The organism is Mesotoga sp. Brook.08.105.5.1, from assembly GCF_002752635.1.
Classification (GTDB): Bacteria; Thermotogota; Thermotogae; order Petrotogales; family Kosmotogaceae; genus Mesotoga.
This window is the reverse complement of sequence record NZ_AYTW01000027.1, coordinates 75890-92030: the sequence shown is the minus strand read 5'-3', so window position 1 is coordinate 92030 and position 16141 is coordinate 75890. Positions and strand designations below refer to the sequence as shown.

The window sequence follows — 16141 nt, the reverse complement described above, 5'->3', positions numbered from 1 at the left end:
AGAAGAAGCCTCTGGGCGCGATCGGAGAAGGGGTCTTTCTGATCGCAAGATCTCTGGAGGGTATTGCCGAAAACCTAGTAATCACGGCTTCCGGAAATCCAAGTGAGAGAGTGAATGTAGTTGAAAGACTTGCGATCAATCACGTCCCCTGTGAAAAAGGAGAAGTCTGTATCGACAGATCTAACAGAGTCGTTACGGCCCCGCTTATAGAACAAGGAGAGAGTCTTCTGGAGAAGAACTCTACCATCGAGAAGCTCGTCGAGAAGCTTTTGGAAATGCTATGAGAGAAATGAGCAGCAGGCAACTGACTCACTCCGTTTTTTTAAAACCTGTAAAGAGAAACTCATTCACTCCGAAGACAACCAAGGCTATCAAGAAAGGAGCGATGTAAAAAACTATCCTGTAGAGAATGAGCGTGGCCATCAGAGCATCTGCCTGATAGGCGGGGGAGAGAATGACAATCGTGAGTGCTTCGAAGACTCCCAAGCCACCCGGTACCTGACTCGAAAGGCCGGCGAACTGTGAAAGGAGGAAGACGCCAAGCACCTCGAAATAACCGGTTCCAGCGGGTAGAAGCATGAAGAGCACGCCGGCAGATAGCAGCCAGTCAAGAACCGATATTCCGGTCTGAACTAGAGTGAAAGACCTTCCTGGAAGAGTGAAGCTCCTACCCTTGATTCTGAACGGACGCTGCCTGAGATTCACAAGAAGAAAGTAAAGCACATACAAACCGACACAGACTACTCCGATGACCTTGAGCGATCCGAAGGGCACCGTTACGGCCTTCTGAAGAACCGGGGGCCATACTATGAATAGTATCCCTGAAAGAGCGAAGAAGCCAAGCCAAAAAGTTAGATAGTTGAGGATTATTATTGCGAGAATCTTCCCTCCTGAGACGCCCCACTTCCCATATAACCTGAAGCGGACGCTTGTGCCCGAAAGAAACGTGAAACCGATATTCTTGCTGAAAGTGTATCCAACGAACGAGGCAAGAGCCGTCGAGCTGAGCTTCAATTTTGCGCCTGCTCTTCTGGAGGCGATCAGGTCGTAAAAGGTGAGGTTGAGATAAGTAAGAAAGGTCAGGAAGATCGCCAAAACGAACCTTGAAGCGGGAATTTCCCCGACCTTTGCGAAGATGTCGCTTAGTGTGTATCGTCTCAACTCGCTGACAAGAACGAATACCGAAACACTGAATAATGCGATTCCCAGAAAGGGTAAAAGCTTTCTGAAAGAGAGCACAAATCTGTTCAGAGTAATCACTAGAGAATCACTTTTGGGACTCTCACCCTTACGGTTACCAGAGGATTCACCACCTGGCTAATCATCAGATCGCAGGCGATACTCGCAAGCATGTAGGCCTTCTCTTCGGGAATCGACTTCCAGTCGGCTATGAACTCAACTGCTCTCTTAACCGCTCCGTGGCTCGCTTCTTCCAGCGACTTTGCGCTGAACAGAAGATAAAAGGCTTCGTCGTTCTCAACAGTGGGGCTTTCTACGGGCATTTTGTCCATATCCACGGTAAGCCTTACAAGAGCCCTTATCTCAATTCCGCTTCCTCCGACTTCTCCGTCTCCCATCCTTGCGTGGACGTCTCCGAGCGAGAGATTCCCTCCCTTAACGAACACCGGCAGATATACTCTCGACCCTGATACTATATCCCGGGTATCGAGATTTCCTCCGTGCCTTCCCGGAGTTGTACAGGGAATCGACTTATCTGCAGGTGAATTGCCGATAACGCCTATCATCGGCTTTATCTCAATTCGCTCTCCCATAAACGACGCGTAATTGCCCTGAATCTTCACTATCTCGGTAACACAGCTCTTTGAAACATTTTTGACCGGTCCCCAGGCAGGGCAGGTCTCGACGACTCCCTGATCGTCCAGCTCTATGTTCTCTATACTGACTACTATCGTGTCACCCGGCGTCGCTCCCTTTACTGCGATGGGCCCGGTGGCAGGATTCACATGAGTAAAGTCGAAGTCTCCCCCAACGGTCTGAGACTCTGAAACGATCTTATGGCAGAAGCAATCCTCCGTCTCCACAATCACCGTATCACCCGGGCTCACCTCCAGAACGGGCTTGTGTTCAGGCGACATATCGTACACTACTTTGTCTCTTCCAATTCTGTGTAACATGGGACGCACCTCCATTGACTGATATTGTCTCAATACTACCTCGTGGTTGTATTAATCCAAAGAGACATCATATGTTTATTACAATCAGGGAGACCAGCACCATTCCCAGGGAAATCATCTCGAGCTTCTTGAGCTTTTCACCGAATAGCAACAGGCTTCCAAGACTGATCATCACAACGCTTCCGGCACTGTATATGGGGAAAACCACCGAACCCTTCATTTCTTCAAGAGCCATTATGAGAAAGAAGGAAGAGAAGAGATTAGGTAGTCCCACAATCAGCCCTACAAAAGCTTCTCTTTTCATTGCCGGTTTTCCAGACTTCTTGAGAAAGATCGCGCTTATTATGAAGGCGCTGGCAAAGACGCTGAAGAGAAAGATGCTTTTGTAACCGCCCACGGTGTAGTTCTGGAAGAGCTTGTTCATGAATTCGGCAAGTCCTCCAGTAATAAACAACATAATTAGAGCGGGTTTGAAGTTTCTTCTGGTTGATCCGAATGGGTTGTTTACAAGAATTATTGAGAATATCGCGAGAGATATCCCGACCCACTGGATAGCTTCAGGGTATTCCTTCCACACCAGAAGCGACAAAAGCATTGGGATTAGAATCCCCAGCTTTCCGAAAGCACCGGAAAGGCTTGCCCCGCTTTCCCTGACGCTCTTCTGATAGAAGATGAAGGAGAGAAAGAAGAAGAGGCCGGAAACGAGTCCCAAAGACAGGCCCCAGACTACGCTACTGGTGAGACTGAAAAGACGTTCTCCCTTCGCGATCACTTCTGAAGGAGATCCTCCGCCGGGACCTACGGCCGGTCTTTCAACCGCTACCATAACCAGCGCTATGAAGAACGCGCTCAGGTAATTAAACGTCGTAACCGCAAGCCTGTTGTAACATCTCCCCTCGGTCACCTTGAAAATCATTGCTATAGAGGAACTGGAAAGTATCGCCAGCAAAAGATAGACCACTCCGACCTCCCTGATTCCACGCCTTCTCTTCTTAGTCGCAGGTGTAGTATATTCTTAGCAAGCACAACAATTATGCCACAGTCTCTCAACGGGATGGTGATTAGATGGCCGAAAGACTGATAGAAGTATTTTCAGGCTCCGACCCTGAAAAAGATCTTGAGGAAATGCTGGAAGAAAAATCGATAATCGCTCACTGGACGGTTAAGACATCGGAAAAGCTCTGGCAGACGAAGATACTGGCGCTTGCCGAAAACAGCGAGAAGGTCCTGGACTCTCTCGAGCAGCGCTTCACCCAGGATGAGTCCTTCAGGGCGATACTCTTTCAGGTGGAAGCCTCGCTTCCAAGAACTCAAGAAGAGGAGAAAGAAGAGGAACAGGCCGAGGAAGAAGAGAAGAAGCCCGAGAAGGGAATCTTCAAGCGAATAAGCAGAGAAGAGCTGTATCACGACATCTCTGAAATGATATCTAACGACGCAGTTGACATAACAATGATTATTCTTTCGACCATCGTCGCAACGATAGGGCTTCTTAGGAACAGCCCGGCAATAATAATCGGGGCGATGGTCATCGCTCCAATGCTCGGGCCAAATGTCGCACAGTCTTTCGCAACGACGCTCGGAGATTTCGGACTTCTTGCAAAATCCGTGAGAACGAATCTGATCCGCATCGGACTGGGCTTTGCCTTCGCTCTTGTCTTTGGGCTCCTGTTCAGGCCAGATTACACTACTCACGAGATAACCAGCCGCACGGTGGCCAACCTGGGTGACATTGTGCTCGCCTTTTCATCCGGGACGGCCGCAGCTCTCTCAATTACCTCCGGCGTCTCGACATCTCTTATCGGAGTTATGGTGGCCGTTTCCCTGATGCCACCGTTGGCTACTGCAGGAATGCTGCTGGGCAGCGGCAATGTGGCCGGCTTTTCCGGGGCGATACTCCTTTTCTTTGTAAACATAGTCTGCATAAACCTCGCCTCGATAATCACGTTTAGGCTTCAAGGGATAGGACCGCGCTCATGGTGGGAGGCGAACAAGGCAGGTAAAGCCGTCAAGGTGACGATAATTGGCTGGCTGGTCGTTCTTGGATTACTTGCGCTGTCCTTATTCCTGAGCAAGGCACTGTAAGAGGGTAACATATGTTACCGCTCAGAAGCCAAATTTCGGCTAAGATAATACTAGATCAAAAGCGAGGTGATGGAGATGTTGAAAAGTTCAATAGAAAAAGGGAAAGTCGTGCTTGACAAGTCAGGTCTCAAGGGTCGGATTATCTACGACAAAGAGACTGCACAGGCAGTCATTATAGATATTGAAAGGGGAAAAGAGTTAGCCGAGCACAAGACTCCGGTAGATGTATTCATTCTAGTTCTAGCCGGAAAGGGAATAATCACTATCGGTGGAGAAAGCCATGAAGTTGTGAAAGACGACATCATAGACAGTCCGAAAATGATCCCGCACGGAATAATCAATACCGGAGAGGAGCCGATGCGCGTTCTGGTAGTGAAGGCGCCGCATCCATAGACATTAATACCGGGTCTGACTTTTTCGACCCGGCATTTAATTTGTGAAGCCTTCAGTTCATCACGAAACAGGATTTTACAGCTATATCGTCGGAGTTCTGATTATAGGTCTGCTTCCTCTGTTTATGCCGTTCTTCTCATAGATCATTATCTCAAAGGGAATCCTGAAACTGAGTAGACCCAACGCATCCTTCATGCTCCCAAGGCTTCTGTCCCTCGAAAAGTTGATCAGCGTTATACCCTCTTCCCAGGCGCATCTGTGAATCTTTCTTACGGTCCTTCTGGCGCTTCGAATATCGCCCCAGTCAAAGAGAAGAACGTCCCAGGATCTCAACCGCTCATTCATCCTCGGAATCCTTACCAGTGGCGAAAGAGTTCTCTGGGCCAGAAGCTGGAATGCCCTCAATCCCTTTGAAAGTCGCGTAATTCCGAAATCCTGCTCGCCGCTCGTGTCGAGAACCAGGGCGGACGCCCCTTCCGTCTTGAACAACCTCAATCTTCTCTCTGCAACCATAGACTCGAAGGCCTTCGTACCCTGAAGGAGGAAGTCACGATCCTTCTCGAGAGGTCTGTACAGGTCCAATATTGTTTCGAGGTCTACCTCCCTTTCCACAAAAACCGACTTCTCCCGGGAGGTCTTCCTCACCGGACAGGCGTAGAAGTCCAGTGTAGCCGTAGTCGAGAACCCCATGTGTTCCAAGATCTTCTTCGAGGCAACGTTGTCGGCCTTGACCGACGCATATCCGAAATCGAAATCCGTGGGGCCAAGGAGATTCTGCAGTTCCTGGATGATCGATCTAAGCCAGCGGGCGACCTTGAGCCTGTATTTCGGATTGGTGCGCAGTCCGAAGAGATATATTGCTTTCTTGATTTCCCCATTGACTATCAATCTGTCGATTCCAACACCGATGCATCCGATAATGTCGTATGCGTCTTCGGCAATCATAATAAAGCCCTCTTCAAAGTACTTCAGTCTTCCAAAGAAGTCTTCTCTGAAAGCGACGAGCCAGATATTCCCCTCCTGAGCCGATTCTTGCTCTATCTTGAGGAGCCTTTCGTTGTCATCGATTGTGGCGAACCTTACATGTATGTTTCCTGCCTTTTTGTTTTCCATCAACGACTCATATCTTCAGGTGGGAATCGAACCATTCCAGTATTGCCCTCAAACGCTTTTCCCTGTGTACGGGAAGGCCTCCTCTGGAAAGCTCGTGGTTCTCCTTCGGGAAGAGCACCATTTTGGCCTCTTTTCCGAGATACCTTAACGCCGTGAAGAACTGCATCGCTTCGGGGACCCAGCATCTGTAGTCTTCAAGGGAGTGAATGAAAAGAATCGGAGTGACGACGTTGGGCGCCGACATCAGAGGAGACTGTCTGAGATAACCCTCGAGGTTGTCGAAGAAATCGCTGCCGGTCTGGTCGCTTGCAAAGAAGTATCCAATATCTGTGGTGCCGAAGAAGGAAATCCAGCTCGAGATAGACCTCTGAGAGACGGCAGCCTTGAAGGCGTCCGTATGTCCTACAATCCAGTTTGTCATAAAGCCGCCGTAAGAACCTCCGGTGACTCCAAGCCTATCCTCGTCAACGAAATCATATTCGTTTATGACATACTCGACGATCTCCATTATGTCTTCGAAATCCCTTTCCCCGTAGTGACCCCTTATGTCGGCGAAGTCGGTTCCGTAACCGGCACTTCCCCTCGGGTTGCAGTAAATAACTGCGTACCCTTCAGAGGCTAGAGTCTGGAATTCATGTACATATCCGCCGCCGTATGCCGTCTTAGGACCTCCGTGGATCTCTACGACTGCCGGGTACTTCTTGCCTTCCTCGAAGTCTACGGGCTTCATTATCCAGCCTTCGATCTTCTGCCCGTCGGAGGCCTCCACTTCGAAGCTTTCAGGTTTCGACAGCTTAAGACCTTTCATCCATGAGTTGAAGTTTGTGAGCTTCTTCCTCTTGCCTTTGACAAAAGAGTAGATCTCAAGCGGCTCGATCGTCGTCATCTCAGAAAGGAGAAGCACTTCGCCTGTGATATCGAAGCAGTCAATGCTCCCCAAAGAGACAGCGATTTCCTCTACCTTTCCCTCTTTATCCATAGAAATCAGCTTTATTTGCGATCCCGCAGTTACCAGTGAAAACAGCTTGCCTTCCAAAACCTTCATGGAAGTGTTCGGCGACACACCCCTCACATCGCTGTTCAGGCTGTTGCCAAAGTACAGGTCCAACTCTCTGGCAACTATATTAAGCGTAAGAGATTCCAGATCTACATGGACAATGAAGGGATTGGTCGGGAAGCCTTTTTCAAAGTCGGTTGCGACAGCGAATAGCTCGCGTTCGCCTGACCACTGGCAGTGATAGAAAGAGAGAGTGTCGTCTCCGATTCTCTTCGCCATTCCGTTCTGCAAATCGAGGATGTAGAGACTGCTCCATACCGGCCTCTTCTCCATATCTTCGGTCGTCATCACCGCGACTCTCTTTCTCTCGGGAGATACAACAATGTTTTCGATATCGCCTCCAATGGCTTCAACCGGTTCCATCTTTCCGTTTTCGAGTTTCATCTTATACAGACGGCCTACTCTGTTCTCCGTGAATCCAACTCCGTTAGAGACAAATGGTATTTTGTCTATCTCGTAAACCTTCTTCTCTGGCGGATCGTCTTCTTCCATCTTCTCGGGATCTTCCCCGGGCGCATGCTTCGTTATGAAGAGAATCGTCTCCGAATCGATCCACGAAACAGAGGAGAATCCTCCTTTGAGAGTCTTCACCAGTCTGCTTTCCCCGCCCTCAAGGGGCAGAAGATAAAGCCCGGATCCTTTCGCGTCCTTGTCTCTTCTCGAGACAAAGAGAATGCTCTTGCCGTCTGGACTGACGGCGGGGGAACCGTCCTTCCCGCCCCGGGTCAGCTGACGGATTTTCCCATTTTTCATGTTGCCCGACCAGATGTTGCTTTCGTACCGGTTCTCCTTCTTGTCTATCGTCTTTCTTACAAAGACAAAGTTTTCCCCGTCGGGAAAGATGTGAAGATCGCCCACAGTGGAGTATTTGTAAAGATCCTCAAGCTTCAGCTTCTTCAACTAGATCACCCCTTTCAGAATCATTCTACCAGAATGGCGGCTTTTCCTTCTCGACTTCCATGTGATGCTAGAATTATACTGAATGAGAGGTGTAAGAGATGATACTAGTGACCCACTTCGATCCTTTCGGAGGAAGTAAAATGAACGCTTCGCAGATAGTCGTGGAGCTTCTAGCGGAAATCAGGGAAGGCATTGAGCTCATGAGCCTTCCAACGATCTTCGGCGACGCCTTTTCTCGACTGAGGCAGCGTTTATTGGTCGGCGTCCCGGAGGCATTGATTATGGTCGGCCAGGCGGCCGGGAGATCTCTCATCACTCCGGAGAAGGTTGCGATCAACTGGAAGGAATCGGCGACTCCAGACAACAACGGATTTATTGCGATCGGGGAGAAGATTATATCTGATTCTCCCGACGCATATTTCTCGAAGCTTCCGGTCGACCGTATTGTCTCGAAGCTGAAGGCTGAGGGCCTTCCCGTCGAAAAATCTTTCTCGGCAGGCGCATTTGTCTGCAACTATCTCTTTTACAGGTGTATGGATTTTCTGACGAAGAAAGGCATAAACATACCCTCCGGATTTGTACATATACCTTGCATTCCCGAACAGATAGGTCCGGGAGAAGACAGACCTGCAGTAGAGGCGGAAGTCTCGGCTAGAGTCCTTTCGAGGATAATAGATCTTGCACTGGAGGAGAATAGATGAGAATAGGCGGCGTTCCTCTCAACATCGTCTGGGAGTCTCCGGAGATCAACATGAAGATAATCGAAAGACTTTTCGCAGGGGCCTCGGCGGCCGGGGTCGAGCTGATTGTCTTTCCTGAAACTACCTTGAGCGGGTTCACTCGTAACGCAGAGAGAGCCTATGTGAAAGATGCGTGTGATTTCTTCAAGAAGCAGGTAGATTACTGGGGTATTCCGGCTGTCTACGGTTTCATAGACAAAAGAGAATCGAAATTCTACAATTGCGCCGCTTTTCTCGCTTCGGGCTCGGAACCTTTGATATATCGAAAGAGAAAGCTTTTTTCATACGGAGGAGAGAATACAGTTTACACCCCCGGTGATTCCAATCTCTCTTTCGCGATGAAAGAGATACAGTTCTCTCTGAATATCTGCTATGACCTTCGTTTTCCTGAGCTCTTCAGGGCTAACTTGCCTGCAGAGGTCATGATAGTGATTGCCAACTGGCCGGAAAAACGGGCAAATCACTGGCAGGCTCTTCTTAAGGCAAGGGCAATCGAGAATCAGTCATTTGTTCTGGGGCTAAATAGAACGGGGGTCGACGGCAACGGCATCGAATACGACGAAGCCTTTTCCGTCCTCTTCGATCAAGACGGTAACGAGGTACCTTTTGAAGCCGAGAAGGGATTGCTTCTTTGGGAACTGGACTATGAGAGACTGAGTATTCTAAGAGACTGGCGGGAAAGATTCCCCGCACTCAAAGACATTTAGACATATCCTTTCTTGCCGTTGCAAATCTTAATGACGTCTATTCCCGCTGAAGTATCTCCTTCTTGAAGAAATCATCTATATTATGCACTGATATATTCGTGAACCTCTTCTCATCGATATCGACAACTACTCCATCAGAACAAGGCCCCATGCAGTGAGAACCCTTGATTGTTGTGAATCTACTCAAACCGTGTTCGGTCACTAACTCTACCAGTCTCTTGGAGACTTCGGGAGAACCCTTCATAAGACAGGCGCTTCCCATGCATACTCTTATAATCACCCGCATTCCCTCCATTTGTGACTTCTTTCACAACTTATTATAGCCTATTCTTCAAGAGATTTGAACGAAAAACTGTAATCGCTTTCTCGAATATTTCACACTATTGCTGTTATTATTTCTTCGTGGGGGAAAACACATGAAGGTTCTGATTGTAGAAGACGAGCGTGACCTGGGAAGACTCCTCAAGGAGTTCCTGGAGAGAGAGGGTTTTGTTGTCGAGACCGCTGCGGACGGTGAAGAAGGACTTTACATGGCTACCAGCGGTCCGTTTGATGTCATTGTTCTCGATATTCTGCTTCCAAAACTGAACGGATGGCAGGTGCTGGAAGGGATCAGGAGTTCTGGGAGCAAGATACCTGTGCTCATGTTGACCGCCTTGGACGGCATAGAGGACAAAGTAAAGGGTTTCTATCTGGGAGCCGACGACTACCTATCCAAACCTTTCGACATCCGCGAACTAGTTGTAAGAATTCAGTCGTTGCTAAGAAGGAGCCAGCCGGTCGGAACTCCTTCAAGTATTCTGAAGGTTGGAGACCTCGCTCTGGATATGTCGCTCAAAACGGTGATAAGGGGAAATGAAAGAATAGCGCTCCGAAAGAAGGAGTACCAGATTCTTGAATACCTCATGCTTAACAGCGGCAGGGTAGTCCCGAAAAGCGAGCTGGAAGAGCATCTTTGGAACGAAGACGACGAACTATGGTCAGATGTCATAAGAAGCCATATCAAGAACCTCCGCAAGAAGATTGACGGTGGTCACAAGAAAAAGCTGATAAAGACAGTCAGAGGTATGGGATATGAGATCAGTGACAGGTGAAGAGCTTTCTTTCAAGAAGGCAAAGAGGAGATGGACACTGTTCTTCACGCTGGTCGTCGTTACTCTCGTCTCCGTTCTCAGCCTTCTTATCTTTGTGCTTGCCCTAAGACTTGAAGGAAGAGCCGAAATAATCGAACTGAACAGAATTGCCGACAGAATCGAGTCTAGAATAGGTAGGCCTCCTGCAGTAGGAGTCGAGCGGATGATCAGAAACTATCCCGGGAATCTCGACATCTTCACCTCAGAAGACGAAATTCTTGAGTTTGTAACTCCCTCTGGCGAAATCCTCCTGCAGCTTGGAGGAGCAATAATCAGTGACATACCGATTGCAGAGGGCACCTCGAGAGTGAAGGCAATCGACTATGGAGAATCCGAGCACGAGTACACCGTTCTGACCAGAGAGATAAGAGGGATTGCAGGGCAGCCCGTCTTCTTCCTTAGAGTCGGAAAATCAACTGAGGGACTCAGTGATGGGCTGAAGAGCCTTCTGTTTTCGCTGCTTCTTCTTGTCCTGATGGTTGCCGTAATCTCCTGGGTAGCCGGTATGACTCTCGCAAGATATGTTTTGACTCCTTTGAAAGAGAGTTATGAAAGACTCCAGCGCTTTACCGCCGATGCCTCTCATGAGCTGAAAACACCACTCACAATTCTCAGATTGGGTGTAGATATGCTCAAGGAGAGAAAACTGGAGAAAGAATCGATGGAAAAGATCGATATGATTGATGGGGCGACCAGAAGTATGCAGAACGTTGTGAACAAGCTGCTCCTTCTCGCGAGAGTGCAGAACGAAAAGAAGTTAGAGATTGCCCCTGAAGATGTGGAGCTAGGAGTTTTCCTCGCTGAACTGAAAGAGTATCATCGACCTCTTGCAGAGTCAAGGGGAGTTCGCATTCTCGTTGAATCCCGCGATGATGTTGTTCTGAAAACTTCCTCAGACAATCTCAAAGTTGCGGTCGCGGCAATTCTAGAAAACGCAATCAAATTCACTGAAGAAAACAGCGATGTCACCATAAAGGCCTTCGAGAGTGAAGGATTTGCCCTCATTCAGATAAGCGATCTCGGTTCAGGCGTAGCCGACTCTGAAAAGGAAAGAGTCTTCGAACGATTCTATAAGACCGATGAATCTCATAACGGCCCAGGAAGTGGTCTGGGTCTTTCAATCGCAAGGGAAATTATCGGTTCTCTAGGAGGCGAAATCACAGTCAGAAACCATGTCGACGGAGGAAGCACATTCGAAATACGGATACCATTAAGAAAACACAAATAGGCTCTTCCTTCACTCCGTCGTTGGATAAAGTTGCAAGCTGAATAAGAACCGGTTATCCGTTCTCGGTTTACCGTTCTCCGACAAGAGCAAGATCAGTTGCAAGTGCCAAGATGCAAGTTGCAAGCCCTAAGCCTGAAAAAAACGTCACATCCCGTCATGCTGAACTTGTTTCAGCATCTAGCTCTGAAGTGCCGTCCTTCGTTGCCCTTCCCGGATCATGGACCAGTCCTTGAATAACATCAAGCGAGAAAGAGCATTATCGAGTGTTCGCTCACGAGAAGAGCGGGATTCTGAGCAGAATCATCTCAGAATGACGCGATGCGAGAGAAGACTGTCATCCCAAGTCACTCGTGCAAACTCCTTACTTCATCATCCCGTAAGGCTGAGCGAAATGTCTCTGTTTGGGGCTACTGTTAAGGGCCCTTGCACGGGATCATGTTCTTCTTGTCCTTGCTCTTCAAAGCGATCATCGTCTCCTGGCAAGAGTGACCAGCGGATCTTCAGACGGCGGACCGTTAACGGATAACTGCTCTTATCTCTTACCAGAGTAGCAGGAATGCTCCATCATACTGCAATAATAAGCCTCACTTTGGGCTGCCGACGATATTGTTGACAAACCAATCCATTGCTAACAGTTCTTCATCTGTAGGCGTCTCACCCTTTGAATATCTCGTGTTTCCTTCTTGATCGATCAAAGGACCCTCAAACGGGTGGTAATCACTCTCGATTATCCTCTTTCTTTCATTTTTCACTAGGTCCATCAGAGCCTCCGGAACGAGGTCGCTCATTACTATGTCGACAACCCCATCACCGATTCCACCCCAGTACTGATTGCTGATCCATTTGTCGTCCATCAACTCATTTATCACTCTTTCATAGAAGATGCCCCAATTCCACACAGGGGAACTAAGAAAAGTGTCTGGACTGAAGGCGCTCATATCGGTGTTGTAACCAATAGCGTAGACGCCGCGCTGCCCGGCCGCCTGAACGGCAGCCGGTGAATCCTGGCTCTGGGCGATGACATCGGCTCCAAGGTCCAGGAGGGCATCGGCCGCCTCCTCTTCTAAAGAGGGATCGAACCAGGTCTCAGTCCAAATAACGTGAATTTGCGCATTTGGATTAGTCTTTGAAACTCCTATTGCGAACGCATTTATACCCCTGATTACTTCGGGAATCTTGAAAGTGGCAACATATCCTATCAAGTCGCTCTTTGTCATCTCGCCGGCGATCAACCCTGTCAGGTAGGCCGGTTCGTATATTCTCCCGAAATAAGTCCCCAGGTTCTCTGCCGTCTTGTAACCAGAGCAGTGCATGAAAACCGTGCCGGGAAAGTTCTTCGCAACTTCTACAACATCGTCCATGAAACCGAAGCTAGTGCTGAAAACAAGCTTGAATTCTCTCTCTGCGAAACCTCTTAGCACTTCAAGATCCTGTTCGCCTTCGGTTACGTTCTCAATGAATGAAGTCTCTATCCGATCGCCAAATACCTTCTCAATATACTGCCGACCCTCATCATGTTTCTGTGTCCAGCCTCCGTCGTCTACTGAACCTACATAGACAAACGCTATGCCGAGAGGTTCTGCAATCAAAATGGAAGCAAAGAGAACCAAAACAGCGACAAGAATTACTTTCATAAAACACCTCCTTAAGAAAGTCGGAGCAACGGTAAGGCCGAAACAATGTTACTCCTAGGCCGGCAAAGCTCAGATCTACAAATCCCATTATATCCCACAGAATTCCCGAATTCTCCCGGACATTTCTTCCTATAATATTACTGAAGCTAAACCATAAACCCCCAAAAGGAGTTGAAAACATGGTTCTCACAGGCGAGAAAAAACGATCTTCAAACAAATCGGAAATGACCATCAGCGGTCTCATTGAGAAAATAGAGGAACTGGGACTGGAATCTATAGAAAGAGTTGTCGTCAGCGAAATTGAGGGAACTGAAACTCGCCTCGTAACCGACAACCGCACGATTGCTCCGGAACAGCTCAAGGATACACTCCGCCGCTGGGATTCGGAGTCTATATCGAGAGTAATGCTGCTCGACATGACACCGGTCTACAAGCAGTACAGTTCATTTTCAACCGGCCAAGAAGAGATCTACAGACCACCTGCCTTTTCTATCCAGATTACAAGGGTGAGCAACGGCGCAGAGACAATAGTGGTAGCAGTCAAGAGCATCGACCTTTAAGCAGTACCCGTGGAAAAGTCTTTCGAAAAGAAAACGAGAGACGCAATGCAGAACGAGCAAATGCAGTCTTACATAGATAACGTGACCCCCCATCCGCTACACAGAAAGGAGCGTGCTAGTCTGGAAACGACTGATGATGAACGTGAAACATTCCGTAAGATAGAATCGTAGCTTCTTGTTCCTCTGTTGAAGAAGTTCTTTGAAAAAGGCCGGACCGCCGAATTCCAACTGAGACAAAAAGTGGCAGTCTGGCCTACTGGTTAGTTATTATTGACGTGATCGATTATTATTGAATGAGATCTGGCACTCTAGAGGTGAAGTTCATGGCAACAAGAATCAATCTGGTCGAAGACGAAAGAAATCTGAACAATGTACTCACTTCTTATCTCGAAAAGGAGGGATGGGAAGTCAGATCGTTCACAAACGGAAGCGACGCTTTCGACGAAATAGACGACACCCCAGACATATGGATTCTTGACATTATGCTTCCCGGAATTGACGGATTCGAGCTCCTCAGAGAAATCAGAAAGAGAGATTCAGTGATACCGGTAATCTTTATCTCCGCAAGAGACAAAGACATAGATAGAGTTGTAGGACTTGAGATGGGAAGCGACGACTATATGCCCAAGCCCTTTCTTCCGAGAGAGCTAGTTATAAGGGTGAAGAAGATCCTCGACAGGGTCCGTCATTCCGAAGGGGTAATCACTATTCCTCCCTACAAAATCGATGAAGCGAGAAGAACAGTTATTGAAGAGACAAATGACGAATCTAGAGCCATCGAACTCACTTCAATGGAGTTTGACCTGCTTCTTCTTTTCGTTAACGGCAGAGGCAAGCCCTTTTCGAGAGACCAGATCCTGGACAAAGTCTGGGGTTACGACCATTACGGAAGCGATAGAGCGGTCGATGATTTGGTTAGAAGACTGAGGAAGAAGATGCCTGAGTTCAAGATTGAAACCGTGTATGGATTCGGATATAAGAGCGTGAACATATGAGGGCCTGGAGCTTATCTGACAAGCTTTGGCTACTGTTTGCCACCGTTCTCGCGATTTTGTTTCTCCTCTTGGGAATCGTCTTTAGATGGTCGATAAGAGACTTCTTCACCACCGAGGCGTACAGGACCATTGAGTACGCCCAGGAAGTCAAGCTGATAGAGTTACAGGGAGGATTCATTCCTTTTGAAGACATTGACACGAACAGCTTTAAAAATGCTAGAGACGTTGGACATATAGTCGTTTTCGACAGAGAGTTTGACCTCATAGACAATTATCTGCATAGATTCAGGACACAGGAAGATACTGAGAAAGTCTCTTCGCCGACTACAACTTCGAAGGGAATTGTAATCAGCGGAACGATAGTGCCTGAGATTCTGCCTGTGATTGATTCTATAAGAGCTAATGCGGAGGTTCAAAACACATCGTCAGAGAGGTATGAAGCCAGGTTGAACAACAGGAGTCTCTTCTACGTCGTTCGGTCCGGTCAACTTTCGGGAAGAGATGTCACAATGATTTCCTATATGTGGGATACCTACAAGAACACTCTTTCATCGACGTTGCTCTCAAGACTATTGCTGGTGATGGCAATAATGACCGTGGTAAGTCTGATAGTCATCATCGTTTTCTCAAGATATATGACTAAACCTCTTAAGAGACTCTCCGAAGACGTAAGAATGATATCCAAGAGAAACTGGGATAAGCCGATTGCTTTGAACAGAAGCGACGAAATCGGAGAGCTTGCCGATTCAATTGAAAACATGAGAAGGAGTCTTAGCGAGCAGGACAAAGAGCAGCAGTCTATGCTCCAGTTTATCTCGCACGAGCTGAAAACACCTGTAATGGTTATCAGGAGTTACGCGCAGGCAATAAAAGACGGTATCTATCCTGGTGGGGATCTAAATAGCGCGATAGATGTTATTGACAGAGAGATTCAGAGAATGGATCTGAGAGTGAAGGATCTACTGTTTATCACCAGACTGGAGTATCTGTCGCGTCACAACCTGGAGACGGAAGAGGTCAATCTTTCGGAACTGATTGAAGATACCGTCGGGCGCTTTTCTTTCCAGAGAGACGACATAGACTGGAACCTGAACCTGAGAAATATCACTGAGCAAATAAACGAAGAGCAAATGGCAATAGCGATAGAGAACATTCTTTCCAATCAGATCCGCTATGCAAGAAATACGATAGAGGTCACAATGGAAGTCAATGAAAAAGAAGAGAACGTGGTTATCCGCTTCGCAAACGATGGTGAAAGAATCGAAGAAGAAAGACTGGCCACGCTTTTCAAACCATTCATCAAAGGAGTCGGCGGCGAAAATGGACTTGGGCTGAGCATAACGAGAAGGATACTCGAGTTGCATGGAGGAACGATCTTCGTGAAGAACGAAGAATCGGCAGTGGCAACAATCGTTGAATTGCCTATTAAGAGCATCTAACCTTTGAAAAGGTTAATGAATAATT

At 47.9% G+C, this 16141-nt stretch carries 16 protein-coding genes and 1 pseudogene; 10 read left to right on the top strand and 7 right to left on the bottom strand.

From position 1 onward, the window contains the following. Positions 1–284 (top strand): annotated as a pseudogene (locus V512_RS14640) (isoprenoid biosynthesis protein ElbB); the annotation flags it as partial. Between the two features lie 25 nt (positions 285–309). Here the strand turns inward: V512_RS14640 and V512_RS09745 are convergent. The 3 genes from V512_RS09745 to V512_RS09735 form a co-directional block, all read right to left on the bottom strand. Further along, the gene (locus V512_RS09745; protein WP_099830282.1) at positions 310–1260 is read right to left on the bottom strand and encodes a lysylphosphatidylglycerol synthase domain-containing protein; all 951 of its coding nucleotides are present in this window, start codon (positions 1258–1260) and stop codon (positions 310–312) included. After that, positions 1260–2135 carry an acetamidase/formamidase family protein gene (locus V512_RS09740; RefSeq protein ID WP_099830281.1) on the bottom strand — a complete coding sequence of 292 codons (876 nt, stop codon included), beginning with the start codon at positions 2133–2135 and terminating at the stop codon, positions 1260–1262. Before V512_RS09740 ends, V512_RS09745 begins: the two co-directional genes overlap by 1 nt. 67 nt (positions 2136–2202) lie before the next feature. Continuing rightward, entirely contained in the window at positions 2203–3096 is an 894-nt protein-coding gene (locus V512_RS09735; protein WP_099830280.1) for an SMR family transporter, read from the bottom strand. 104 nt (positions 3097–3200) lie between these two features. On the opposite strand from V512_RS09735, the gene V512_RS09730 reads away from it, so the two are divergent. Both V512_RS09730 and V512_RS09725 read left to right on the top strand, forming a co-directional pair. After that, on the top strand, positions 3201–4217 hold the full coding sequence (locus V512_RS09730) for a TIGR00341 family protein (protein ID WP_099830279.1): 1017 nt from the start codon (positions 3201–3203) through the stop codon (positions 4215–4217). A gap of 75 nt (positions 4218–4292) precedes the next feature. Continuing rightward, on the top strand, positions 4293–4610 hold the full coding sequence (locus tag V512_RS09725; RefSeq protein ID WP_243392369.1) for a cupin domain-containing protein: 318 nt from the start codon (positions 4293–4295) through the stop codon (positions 4608–4610). An 81-nt stretch (positions 4611–4691) separates the two neighbouring features. Here the strand turns inward: V512_RS09725 and V512_RS09720 are convergent, their stop codons facing one another. Both V512_RS09720 and V512_RS09715 read right to left on the bottom strand, forming a co-directional pair. Further along, complete coding sequence (locus V512_RS09720; RefSeq protein ID WP_099830284.1) at positions 4692–5723, bottom strand: GNAT family N-acetyltransferase; 1032 nt, start codon at positions 5721–5723, stop codon at positions 4692–4694. Positions 5724–5730: 7 nt separating this feature from the next. Further along, positions 5731–7680, bottom strand: coding sequence for a S9 family peptidase (locus tag V512_RS09715; RefSeq protein ID WP_099830277.1), 1950 nt, complete (start codon positions 7678–7680; stop codon positions 5731–5733). Between the two features lie 98 nt (positions 7681–7778). On the opposite strand from V512_RS09715, the gene V512_RS09710 reads away from it, so the two are divergent. Continuing rightward, complete coding sequence (locus V512_RS09710) at positions 7779–8381, top strand: pyroglutamyl-peptidase I (protein ID WP_099830276.1); 603 nt, start codon at positions 7779–7781, stop codon at positions 8379–8381. Continuing rightward, entirely contained in the window at positions 8378–9127 is a 750-nt protein-coding gene (locus V512_RS09705) for a nitrilase-related carbon-nitrogen hydrolase (RefSeq protein WP_099830275.1), read from the top strand. The genes V512_RS09710 and V512_RS09705 overlap by 4 nt, the downstream gene beginning before the upstream one ends. A gap of 37 nt (positions 9128–9164) precedes the next feature. Here V512_RS09705 and V512_RS09700 read toward each other — a convergent pair whose 3' ends face one another. Then, positions 9165–9407 (bottom strand): (2Fe-2S) ferredoxin domain-containing protein, encoded by a 243-nt coding sequence (locus V512_RS09700; protein WP_099830274.1) that lies wholly within the window; start codon positions 9405–9407, stop codon positions 9165–9167. Positions 9408–9543: 136 nt separating this feature from the next. On the opposite strand from V512_RS09700, the gene V512_RS09695 reads away from it, so the two are divergent. Continuing rightward, positions 9544–10221, top strand: a complete 678-nt coding sequence (locus tag V512_RS09695; RefSeq protein WP_099830273.1) for a response regulator transcription factor — start codon at positions 9544–9546, stop codon at positions 10219–10221. Then, positions 10202–11488 (top strand): HAMP domain-containing sensor histidine kinase, encoded by a 1287-nt coding sequence (locus V512_RS09690; protein WP_099830272.1) that lies wholly within the window; start codon positions 10202–10204, stop codon positions 11486–11488. The genes V512_RS09695 and V512_RS09690 overlap by 20 nt, the downstream gene beginning before the upstream one ends. Before the next feature lie 584 nt (positions 11489–12072). Here the strand turns inward: V512_RS09690 and V512_RS09685 are convergent. Next, positions 12073–13122: a BMP family ABC transporter substrate-binding protein gene (locus V512_RS09685; protein WP_099830271.1), complete on the bottom strand. Its 1050-nt coding sequence runs from the start codon at positions 13120–13122 to the stop codon at positions 12073–12075. Positions 13123–13301: 179 nt separating this feature from the next. On the opposite strand from V512_RS09685, the gene V512_RS09680 reads away from it, so the two are divergent. The 3 genes from V512_RS09680 (at position 13302) to V512_RS09670 (ending at position 16116) form a co-directional block, all read left to right on the top strand. Beyond that, entirely contained in the window at positions 13302–13682 is a 381-nt protein-coding gene (locus V512_RS09680; protein ID WP_099830270.1) for a hypothetical protein, read from the top strand. A gap of 323 nt (positions 13683–14005) precedes the next feature. Further along, positions 14006–14677, top strand: coding sequence for a response regulator transcription factor (locus tag V512_RS09675; protein ID WP_099830269.1), 672 nt, complete (start codon positions 14006–14008; stop codon positions 14675–14677). After that, complete coding sequence (locus V512_RS09670; protein WP_099830268.1) at positions 14674–16116, top strand: HAMP domain-containing sensor histidine kinase; 1443 nt, start codon at positions 14674–14676, stop codon at positions 16114–16116. Before V512_RS09675 ends, V512_RS09670 begins: the two co-directional genes overlap by 4 nt. Positions 16117–16141 lie beyond the last annotated feature (25 nt).

What these genes read in the sequence shown, in the direction of transcription:
- V512_RS09740 (WP_099830281.1), bottom strand. Translation starts at nt 2,135, where the DNA reads ATGTTACACAGAATTGGAAGAGACAAAGTAGTGTACGATATGTCGCCT.
- V512_RS09730 (WP_099830279.1), top strand. Translation starts at nt 3,201, where the DNA reads ATGGCCGAAAGACTGATAGAAGTATTTTCAGGCTCCGACCCTGAAAAA.
- V512_RS09725 (WP_243392369.1), top strand. Translation starts at nt 4,293, where the DNA reads ATGTTGAAAAGTTCAATAGAAAAAGGGAAAGTCGTGCTTGACAAGTCA.
- V512_RS09720 (WP_099830284.1), bottom strand. Translation starts at nt 5,723, where the DNA reads ATGGAAAACAAAAAGGCAGGAAACATACATGTAAGGTTCGCCACAATC.
- V512_RS09710 (WP_099830276.1), top strand. Translation starts at nt 7,779, where the DNA reads ATGATACTAGTGACCCACTTCGATCCTTTCGGAGGAAGTAAAATGAAC.
- V512_RS09705 (WP_099830275.1), top strand. Translation starts at nt 8,378, where the DNA reads ATGAGAATAGGCGGCGTTCCTCTCAACATCGTCTGGGAGTCTCCGGAG.
- V512_RS09695 (WP_099830273.1), top strand. Translation starts at nt 9,544, where the DNA reads ATGAAGGTTCTGATTGTAGAAGACGAGCGTGACCTGGGAAGACTCCTC.
- V512_RS09690 (WP_099830272.1), top strand. Translation starts at nt 10,202, where the DNA reads ATGAGATCAGTGACAGGTGAAGAGCTTTCTTTCAAGAAGGCAAAGAGG.
- V512_RS09685 (WP_099830271.1), bottom strand. Translation starts at nt 13,122, where the DNA reads ATGAAAGTAATTCTTGTCGCTGTTTTGGTTCTCTTTGCTTCCATTTTG.
- V512_RS09680 (WP_099830270.1), top strand. Translation starts at nt 13,302, where the DNA reads ATGGTTCTCACAGGCGAGAAAAAACGATCTTCAAACAAATCGGAAATG.
- V512_RS09675 (WP_099830269.1), top strand. Translation starts at nt 14,006, where the DNA reads ATGGCAACAAGAATCAATCTGGTCGAAGACGAAAGAAATCTGAACAAT.
- V512_RS09670 (WP_099830268.1), top strand. Translation starts at nt 14,674, where the DNA reads ATGAGGGCCTGGAGCTTATCTGACAAGCTTTGGCTACTGTTTGCCACC.